Origin of the sequence: Lacticaseibacillus pantheris DSM 15945 = JCM 12539 = NBRC 106106, from assembly GCF_001591865.1 — a bacterium.
Lineage (GTDB): Bacteria > Bacillota > Bacilli > Lactobacillales > Lactobacillaceae > Lacticaseibacillus > Lacticaseibacillus pantheris.
In genome coordinates this window covers 1-7,570 of the sequence record NZ_BCVS01000109.1, presented here as the reverse complement: position 1 = coordinate 7,570, position 7,570 = coordinate 1, and the positions used below count along the sequence as shown (strand labels likewise).

Here is a 7,570-nt window from a genome sequence, read left to right as displayed (position 1 = left end):
AAAAGCAATGTCAACACATTGTTTTGAATATTTATTCTTGCAAGTGGTTAGCACTCACCCGTACAAGGCCTTGGCCTTGCACTTGGCGGTTACCCCTGCCAGACAACAAAGAATATCTTACCAGCGCGTTCCGCTACCGTCAAGCGTATTTTGCCGTTCTGACGTTAAAAAACATTCTTTTGAATTCGCACCCCAGCTAACCACCGACATAATCATTATCAGTAGAAATTAGGTGACGTTGGCCATTCAACAAATCATCATCCCCCACTTTCACGTCAACATACATTGCTCCTGATACGTAAGAGCAACTATCCCCCTCATCACCTCCCATCTGAAGGGACTGCATTACTACGTTCTGCCGTAATGGTGCCCACCGTGCTTCAGGCACCCACTAACTTTAATGCTTGCCAGCAAAAAAAGCTCAGGAGCAACACCACATTGCTTAAGTGGTATTACTCCTGAGCGGATTATGCTGTTGCTTATTTAGTTATCGCTGGAACTGCTGGAACTAGTACTGCTACTAGTCGACAATTCTGGAGCGTCGGTGACATAGTCATCGATGGTCGATTTATTACCGTTTTCGTAAAGGACACTGGTCTTCTTATCTTCCTGTGCCTTTTTGAGTGACGTCTTGGCCGCACTCAATTTGTAGTTGTACTTAGACTTGTCTACTTTGGTAAAGCCATCCGGGTGATAGAAACGTAATAGGTCACCCTGAATAATTCGGTCGGACAGCGAAAGCATCGTTGTCGTACGGTTCAGGCTGTCCTGTTCCTGAGTCTTCTGGCTCTCAGTTGGGTTGGTAATCTTCTTCCCCGTCTGAGTATCGTAATAAGCACTCCCGACCTTGGTAATCGTCGGGCTGACAAAGTCGCCGTCACGGAACGCGACTGTCTGATTCCGATTAGGGGCCAACAGATCCGTACCCAGTTGAATATACTTGGAGCTATCAATACCCAGGAGATTCTCAACGGTCGGCAGTACGTCAATTTCACCGCCATAGGTATGGTTAATGCCCCCCTTGAGGCCCGGCATGTGAATCATCAACGGCACTTTCTGGAACTGAGTAATATCAAAGTCGTCAACGCTCTTCTTGCCCAGTAGCTGCGCAATTGCCTTCTTGTGGTTGTCAGAAATTGCGTAGTGGTCACCATAGAAGACTACCATGGTGTTCTTATCCAACCCAGACTTCTTCAGGTACTTCATAAACTCGCCCACAGCCTGATCAAGGTAATGCGCGGTCTGTACGTACCCATCAACGGTGTCATCCCCCGTTTTGGTCTTCGGGATTGTCACGTTCTTCTTGTCCAGTGGGTACGGATAGTGGTTTGTTAGGGTAATGATTTTGCTATAGAACGGCTGTGGGAGCTGTTCCATCCACGGAACCAACTCCTTGAGGAAAATCTTGTCCTTAAGTCCGTAGCCAATTTCGTAACTCTTCTTGTCCTTATAGTACGACTTGCTAAAGTAGTAGTCGTATCCCCAGGACTTGTAGGTGTTCTCACGGTTCCAGTAACTTGGTACATCCCCATGGTAAGCTGCCGTAGTGTAGCCCTGTGTCTGGGCCAAAATTGCGGGAGCCGCCTGGAATGTGTTACTCGTCCCGTACTGGCTCATCGCAGACCCTTCAGAGGTCCCGAACAAAGAATTTTCCAGCATCATTTCGGCGTCGGACGTTTTCCCTTGGCCAACCTGGTTAAAGAAGTTATCGAAACTAAGAGTGTCGCTCTCGTGATAAATCTTATTCAGGTTAGGGGTGACGTACTTGCCATCAGACTTATAATCAATCAAAAACTGCTGGAAACTCTCCAAGTGGAAGATAATGACATTCTTCCCCTTGGCTACACCTTTGTACGAGACATTACCGCTCATTCGGTTCTTCTTGAGCCAGTTTTTAACACTATCTAGGTCGCTGGCCTTGGCCTTATCCATCACTGCACTGTTCTGCTCAGTCTTGACGCCGTCATACACGGTGTAAACGTTTAAGCCCAAGTACTTAACGATGTAGTTGTTATCAAAGGTGCGGGTCAACAACCCAGAACGATCATGATACGCCATTTGGAGATTGGCACCGAACAGTAAAACCGCCAGTAACGAAATTAACATCGCCACGCGCTTCTTAACGGGGCGCATATCGATCTTAATGACTTTAAATGCCAGCACGACAATTAGAATCACCACATCGAGGAACACCAAGAAATCGGATGGTCGAATAATGTTAGTAATACCAGTGCTCAGATTGTTCGACACTGAGCTACTGCCTTTGATTAGGGCAAAGGTCATGAAGTCGGAAAACTCGCGGTAATACAACACGTTTGCAAATAACCAAGTAGTAGTAATACCGTCAATTAGCAACATCGTGACGTACGACTTCCGCCCCGTCATGTATAACGCCGCCCCAAAAAGTAGGATGGTGGTCGGCAGTGGATTCAGTGCAAGTAACAGTTGCTGAAAACTACCGGTAGAACCGAGGTTGAATTTCGTATTATACGCCCAAAGCGTCTTTGCCCAAAACAGGGCGACAGCCAGGATAAAGAATCCCATCCTAGTGCTTAAGGCGCGACGAATACGGCCGCCTAATTCCTTCATAGTGGACCTCCAGATTGTTCTTCATGGTAGTCAAAAATGACTACAACACGCATATTATACCGCGTTGATATTTATCTACTAGTTTTACCCAATAAAATTAACCTTTTAGCAAAACAAACAAAAAAGCCGCGGCAATCGCCGTGGACTCTTTGCGTACCAAAGTATGGTAACTTACTTACTCGGCAGCTGATGGTGTCTCATCCTCGGGGTCAGTACCGTCATCGAGCAAGTCAAAGATTTCCATCGCTACTAAATCAATATTGTCGAACTTAAAGGTCTGGTGCGTGGCCATCTCTTCTAGCTCGAACGTTTCTGTTTGCGGGTCATATGACACTAATCCCCGCTCATCGCCATTCTTCTCGAAACGCCGCGTTTGGGTTTCGGTCGAATCAGATTCTTGCATTGCCTCAAGTCGCTTAATAATTGCAACAAGTTGTGAACCTTTCATGGGAGTATCCCCCTTATCTTCTATCTGTTATGAGCATACCACGTATTGACCATCAGTGCGGCAAAATATCGCTCACTTTAGTAATTTTTCGGTCGACATCGGTTTCTGCCGCGGTCTAACGGCGATTGCCCCAATCCCGCAAATCATCCCTAAATAATTGGTTAAAAACCGCCACAGTAGCATCGCCAGCACCATTGTTGCCGGGTTGCCAATGTACATCGAAAAGATTGTTTTAAAACTGTATTCCGCACCCCCACTACCGCCAGGAATGGGAAAAATCGATGTGATAATGACAATCATGACGTGCAGGGCCATCACCTCAATAATATCAACGTCCGTAACGTGCAATGACAGCAGAACGAAGTACGGCACGCTGTAATACATGAGCAGTTGTATCATGGTCAAGATGGCTGCACGGAAGACCTTTTTCTTTGCGCGCTTGAGGTGCAGACTCTCGGCGTAAAACGTATCAATTTTGGCTACCAACTCAAGTTCTTTCACGTCCCGTCGTTCGTGGCCGATGAACCAACCAACCGGCTTCATTGCCCAATGCAGTAACTTGCGGGTGAAGCGGTAATAGTACATCACCAGTAACAGACCCACGATCACCGAGACATGAATAATCATGCCAAAGGCAATCAGGAAGGCCAACGCACCAAAATGCATGGCAACCGTACGGAAGGCGACGAAGATAGTGAACACAAAGTTAATGAGCACCATGAACTGGTAAACAATAAACTTCATGAGCAGTACCGAGCTGGCCCGGCCACCCTCAACGCCACTTTGCAACATTGCTACCAGTTGGGCGGGCTGCCCACCGGCGGCAAACGGTGTGATGGCGTTAAAGAGCTGCTCTACTAGCGGCACGCGCAACGCGTGGCCAAAGGGCATACTTTGTTCCCCCTCGTGCCGCAACAACACCCGCAAAACGAACGTCTCCATCACCCAGGAGCCCAACATCATAGTGACAGCAACTAACAACCACCAAACATTCAGGTGTGTCAGTTGGCGTACAACCTGGTGTGGATTCAATGTACGGCTTTCCCAGGCAAAAATGGCGATACCCACAATCACCATAATAATTGCTACAAGCTTATTCTTCGAAGTCACAGCTGGTTCCTCCCGCGCATCCGCTTATCTTTGCTGATCACGATGGGCACCAAATCCGCGTCGAGGTGCTAACTGCGCCTGCGCGGTGTAGAAATCGTGCCAGGTCCGCGCGAGCCGGTCCTCGGAGTATTCAGCCGCAGCCGCATGGCTCAAATCCTGATAGTGCCGCCAGATGCTACGGTCATCAACGACTCGCTGGATTTGCTCATCCATGGCGTCGACATCTTTGGCCAGCATTGCGTACGGCCGAATAATTTGATCGTACAATTCCAGGTCCCGCACCATCACTGGTGTACCAGTTGCGAATGCCTCTAGGACCGCCATCGGGAACAACTCCTCAAACGAGGGCAATAAAAATAGGTCGGCCGCATTATAGTAATCCACCATGGTTGGCCGCGGGATAATTCCGGTAAAGGTCACGTTTGCCGGTGGGTTATCCACAGCCTCTTTGAGGTGGTTATAGCCATTCGTGATTTTCCCGAACGAAAAGCCCCCCGCCCAAATAAACGTCAGTTCGGGGTGGCGACGCGCCAACGTGAGAAAATCGTCAACACCTTTGCGCTCTTGCACCTGCCCCGCCCCAAAGACCACAAATGCGTCGGGAGCAATTCCCAAACGTTGTCGGATATCAGCCTTAGTCGCAGCATCGTCCTCATGAAAGGTTTGTTGCGAGACAAAGTTGGGGATGTATACGACGTGATCTGGGTTAATGCCATACTGGGCTAGCTTAGGAATGAAATTGGGATTGACTACCACAATTTGATCCATACGCTTGTAAAAAGAAATAACATACTTATTCAATACGCTTTGCGCCACGCGTGGTAGGGTCAGGCTAGACTCCAAGGTATCGGGCAAAAAATGCACGTAACCAATTTTGCGACCCCGCCGCTTGCTGAAGGTCGACGCATAAAACTGCGGGTCAATGGTGTGGTAATGACTAATATCGCTACGGCCATAGTCGTTAATGCGAATATCAAAGTCATCAGGAAAGTAGCGTCGCAACAGTGATATGAGCTCGGTATACACCGAACCCACGCCCTGACCAGCAACCTTAGTGGCAGAACTGAACATATGGATCTTAATCATTAATACTGTTCCTCCGTCTTACCCGGTGCAACCGAATGGGTCCACGATTTTCCCGCCCCGCGATTGCGGTCTGGTAGTAGACCGTTGCGTCCTGGTAAAACTGCAAGATGCGGTTACCAAATTCGTCAGCAGAAACTGACTGCAACTTTGCACTACGCGCATCGTCATTGCTGTACTGCTCGGGATAGTCCAAGTAATCCACAACCTGTGCGGCCATCTCGGACGGGTTCTTGAAGGTGCGTCCGATTGCGGGGTCATCCAGGAGCGCGTTAGTGTAGTCGCCCCGCAGTGCTAGAACCTTCACACCTGAAGCCATAGCCTCAATGTAGGTTAGCCCCTGCGCCTCAGAATCACTCGCGGACACAAAGATATCCCCTGCGTGATAATAGTCTGCCACCTCATCATGGTTAACTTCACCGAGAAAACGGACGCTGTCGCCCAACTCCAAGGTTTCGGCCTGTTCTTCCAAACTTTCGCGCGCCGGACCGTCCCCAACCACTAACAACACAGTGTCGGGATGCTGACGCAAAATACGCGGCATGGCATCAATGACCCGGTCAATCCGCTTTTCGTAAGCCACGCGGGAAACGGACACCAACACGGGGACATCATTTAGTCCCAATTCGCTGCGAATATCCCGACTAGGTGCGTGATCGTATTGCAACATGTCTACCCCGGTGGGAATAATCCGGATGGGAGCGCTAATACCGTAACCCTCGAGCGTGGTCTGCACACGCGCACTAGGCGCCACTACACCAGAATCGTTATGCAAAAAGGCGCGGGAAATCTGTTTGACATGGTACGGCCGCAACAGGTGTCCGTTCATTACGTAATGTAAATAATCTTCGTACATTGTATGGTAAGTGTGCACCACGGGTATTTTGAGGTTACGCGCTACAAACTTGCCGATGTACCCCAGGGCAAACTCAGTCTGCGTGTGCACAATGTCCAGGCGCAACTTTTTTGCTACCTGCAGGGCGTGAAATAACCCCCGAACGGCAATGCGCCGGTCAGTAAAGGACACAAAGGGTACACTAGTAAAACGAAATATATTCGGTTCCTCGGTTCCTTCCGGTACCTTGGGGTCCGTGGTAGTAAAGATATACACGGAGTGGCCCTTACGTTCCAAATCAGTTTTTAGGGTTTTAATGGACGTTGCTACACCACTAACCTGTGGAAAGTATGTATCGGTAAAAATGCCAATATTCACGCCAATCCCTCCTCAATTGAATGCTTATTGTCAGTATAAAGATTTCCGCCGACGGGTGCAATTCGCATTACCCGACCACGTACCTAAGTATACAGATTATTATCACGCAGGAAGTGCACTGCACACATCAGTCTGAAGGCCGAAGTTAGCAATAAATATTCTTTGCGTGGCTGCACGGAGAACAGATTAGGCTACCAACCTTATCGTCAAGATTTAAATGCATATTGACCAACACCTCTATGGTACCAGCTCTTGATCGGTAACCAGATTCTGCGGGCCACGGTTCAGGGGATGGAGAACGCCCCTCCTTCCCTGGTGCCCCAAGGAGTTATGTGGGGACGAGGTGACCCAAAAAGCGTGATTTGGGTCACTTGGTCACCTTTGGTCACCTCGATACCCCCAAACTCCCGAGAACTTACGAGAGCAAAAAAAAAGAAATGCCAATAAATCAGCATTTCTACGACCTTACGAGAGCTTACTAGAGGTACCAAACTCTCAAAACTACCGGTGATCGGGGTCGAACCGATACTCCCTCAACAGGAACTGGATTTTGAATCCAGCGCGTCTACCAATTCCGCCACACCGGCATAACAGGTATATTCAATTTCCCGCGGCAAGCCCGCTGGGAAGGCGGTAATCGGATTCGAACCGACGATTAAGGTTTTGCAGACCTCTGCCTTACCACTTGGCTATACCGCCATCAAAAGTACCCCAACTGGGGATTGGGATAGCTGGATTCGAACCAGCGCATGACGGAGTCAAAGTCCGTTGCCTTACCGCTTGGCTATACCCCAAAAACAAAGGGCGGTATGTGGGAATCGAACCCACGTGTGCTGGATCCACAAACCAGTGTGTTAACCACTTCACCAATACCGCCATAATGGTACCACAGGGATAGTAGGAGTTGAACCCACATCGACGGTTTTGGAGACCGTTGTTCTACCATTGAACTATATCCCTATATATGGGGGATCTAGGATTCGAACCTAGGAACCCGAAGGAACGGTTTTACAGACCGTCGCGTTTAGCCACTTCGCTAATCCCCCATCAATGGCGCGGGACGGAATCGAACCGCCGACACATGGAGCTTCAATCCATTGCTCTACCGACTGAGCTACCGAGCCATT

General features: G+C 49.0%; 5 protein-coding genes and 7 tRNA genes. All 12 read right to left on the bottom strand.

The features are described from left to right. Positions 1 to 483: 483 nt before the first annotated feature. Positions 484 to 2,589, bottom strand: coding sequence for an LTA synthase family protein (locus LPA02S_RS09775; protein ID WP_056956506.1), 2,106 nt, complete (start codon positions 2,587 to 2,589; stop codon positions 484 to 486). Between the two features lie 175 nt (positions 2,590 to 2,764). Further along, positions 2,765 to 3,037 carry a YkuJ family protein gene (locus tag LPA02S_RS09770; RefSeq protein WP_056956507.1) on the bottom strand — a complete coding sequence of 91 codons (273 nt, stop codon included), beginning with the start codon at positions 3,035 to 3,037 and terminating at the stop codon, positions 2,765 to 2,767. 72 nt (positions 3,038 to 3,109) lie between these two features. After that, the gene (locus tag LPA02S_RS09765; RefSeq protein WP_054651728.1) at positions 3,110 to 4,147 is read right to left on the bottom strand and encodes a lysylphosphatidylglycerol synthase transmembrane domain-containing protein; all 1,038 of its coding nucleotides are present in this window, start codon (positions 4,145 to 4,147) and stop codon (positions 3,110 to 3,112) included. A gap of 24 nt (positions 4,148 to 4,171) precedes the next feature. Next, entirely contained in the window at positions 4,172 to 5,233 is a 1,062-nt protein-coding gene (locus LPA02S_RS09760; RefSeq protein WP_056956508.1) for a glycosyltransferase family 4 protein, read from the bottom strand. Continuing rightward, positions 5,226 to 6,443, bottom strand: coding sequence for a glycosyltransferase family 4 protein (locus LPA02S_RS09755; protein ID WP_054651730.1), 1,218 nt, complete (start codon positions 6,441 to 6,443; stop codon positions 5,226 to 5,228). The genes LPA02S_RS09760 and LPA02S_RS09755 overlap by 8 nt, the downstream gene beginning before the upstream one ends. A gap of 502 nt (positions 6,444 to 6,945) precedes the next feature. Next, positions 6,946 to 7,030, bottom strand: a tRNA-Leu gene (locus tag LPA02S_RS09750). Between the two features lie 41 nt (positions 7,031 to 7,071). Beyond that, a tRNA-Cys gene (locus tag LPA02S_RS09745) sits at positions 7,072 to 7,142 on the bottom strand. Positions 7,143 to 7,165: 23 nt separating this feature from the next. Beyond that, positions 7,166 to 7,237, bottom strand: a tRNA-Gln gene (locus tag LPA02S_RS09740). A 9-nt stretch (positions 7,238 to 7,246) separates the two neighbouring features. Beyond that, positions 7,247 to 7,319: transfer RNA gene (locus tag LPA02S_RS09735), tRNA-His, on the bottom strand. 13 nt (positions 7,320 to 7,332) lie between these two features. Then, positions 7,333 to 7,403: transfer RNA gene (locus tag LPA02S_RS09730), tRNA-Trp, on the bottom strand. Positions 7,404 to 7,408: 5 nt separating this feature from the next. Beyond that, positions 7,409 to 7,489: transfer RNA gene (locus LPA02S_RS09725), tRNA-Tyr, on the bottom strand. Positions 7,490 to 7,494: 5 nt separating this feature from the next. After that, a tRNA-Phe gene (locus LPA02S_RS09720) sits at positions 7,495 to 7,567 on the bottom strand. Positions 7,568 to 7,570 lie beyond the last annotated feature (3 nt).

Coding starts and splice junctions, on each gene's coding strand:
- LPA02S_RS09760 (WP_056956508.1), bottom strand. CDS start 5,233: ATGATTAAGATCCATATGTTCAGTTCTGCCACTAAGGTTGCTGGTCAG.
- LPA02S_RS09770 (WP_056956507.1), bottom strand. CDS start 3,037: ATGAAAGGTTCACAACTTGTTGCAATTATTAAGCGACTTGAGGCAATG.
- LPA02S_RS09775 (WP_056956506.1), bottom strand. CDS start 2,589: ATGAAGGAATTAGGCGGCCGTATTCGTCGCGCCTTAAGCACTAGGATG.